The sequence below is a fragment of the Hydrogenovibrio sp. genome (assembly GCF_049975065.1).
GTDB lineage: Bacteria > Pseudomonadota > Gammaproteobacteria > Thiomicrospirales > Thiomicrospiraceae > Hydrogenovibrio.
Genome location: NZ_JBNGDN010000074.1, coordinates 1 through 1502, shown reverse-complemented (window position 1 = coordinate 1502; position 1502 = coordinate 1). Strand labels below are relative to the sequence as shown.

Annotated in this window: 2 protein-coding genes; both read right to left on the bottom strand. The window is 51.3% G+C overall.

Translation table 11 applies throughout. The annotated features are described in order from the left end of the window. Positions 1-109: 109 nt before the first annotated feature. A complete protein-coding gene (gene xseB, locus ACP5D0_RS08460) occupies positions 110-331 on the bottom strand; it encodes an exodeoxyribonuclease VII small subunit (protein WP_472365265.1) in 222 nt (73 codons plus the stop codon). 15 nt (positions 332-346) lie between these two features. Continuing rightward, a partial coding sequence (xseA, locus tag ACP5D0_RS08455) for an exodeoxyribonuclease VII large subunit (protein ID WP_472365264.1) occupies positions 347-1502 on the bottom strand: 1156 nt, incomplete at its 5' end.

Sequence of the window (1502 nt, the reverse complement as noted above, 5' to 3'; positions counted from 1 at the left end):
TGCAGAATTTTCAGCCAAGCCTGGCGGTTTCGCTCGTCGTTGAGGACGATCCTTGCCTGACGACGTTTAGAGTTTAGAACACTGCGGATTATGATAAAGCATGGCTTTTTTATTCACGTTCTTCCGAAGCTTGCGTGGGTGCCATGCGCTTATTTAATGCCGCTTCCACCGCTTCAATGCGCGACTGACAAATCTGATAGGCTCGCGTGGCTTCATCCACCATCGGCACCAGTTCGTCTATGTCAATTTCATCGGAATGGGACAGTTTCTGGGCAATTTCCTGAAGCTTGGCGTAGTTTGTTTGATAGCTTTCCGCACTGTTATTGGCCATGGTGTTTTATCCTTTTCAGTTTAGGGTTTCTTCAACCGGAATGGCCTGAATGGCACCATCCCGAAAGGTTATTTCAATCTGCGGCAAGCGTTTTGCCGTATCTGCCGATTTAATCGGCTGCCCGCCCGGTTTATCCTTTACGATGGCAAACCCACGGTTGAGTTGCGTCTTCGGCCCGGAGCTGAGAATGAATTGTATCCATTGTTTATTGCGTGTACGTGCCGATTCCAGCCGTTGAAACGGTGCCGACCGCAACAAGGATTCAGCCTGCAGCAGCTGCTGTTTTTGCAGTTGCAGATGACTGGAAACCGTTTGCTGAATGAACTGATTGGATTGCGACAAGGCATAACGCTGCCCGTGCAACAGGCTCACACTTTGCCGCTGAATTTGATAATGCAAGGGCGTCAGCCAGTTTTTCAGCCGTTCGGTAATGCTCAGGCTTTGACGCTGTACGGTGGTTTCCATTTCGGCCAGCGTCTGCTTTTGTTTCTGCACATAAAGTTGACTGCCCTGGGAGATGGTAAACCAGTGACCCTGGGCACGCTGGGCGCCGTCAAAAATTCGATGCCGGATGGCGGCAATCGCTTTGCTGGGGGTGTCAAAGCGCATGGCGGCCACTTCATCCAGCAGCGTGGTGTCACGCTCATGACCAATGCCCGTTAACACTGGAACCGACGCCTGCGCAATCGCTTTGGCGATACTGTAACGATTCAAAGCACTCAGATCCATTTTGGCACCGCCCCCACGAATGACAATCACCGCATCATACGGTTGCGATTGATGCATGGCCTCGACTGCATTGAACGCGATCTGCATTTCAGACTCGACTTTATCCCCCTGAAAACTGGCGTAAAAGTAATTGAACTCGCACAAATTCGCCTGTTGCAGTTGGTCGGCATCGGCACGAAAATCGCCCAGGCCTGCCGCTTTCGGGGGCGCAATCACCGCCACTCGAAAAAAGTCACTTGGCAGTTCAAAGCGCTTATTCCGGTCGTATAAGTTCTCAGCCACCAACTGCTGGCGAATTTTGTTCAGATTGGCTTCCAACTCGCCCAACGTAAAACTGGGGTCGATGTCCTGCACCACTAATGAAAACCCGAATTTTTCATGAAAACTCACTTCCGCCAGCCACAACACCTTTTGCCCAGCTTGCAAGGGTGAACCGGTGGTC

Coding starts and splice junctions, on each gene's coding strand:
- xseB (WP_472365265.1), bottom strand. CDS start 331: ATGGCCAATAACAGTGCGGAAAGCTATCAAACAAACTACGCCAAGCTT.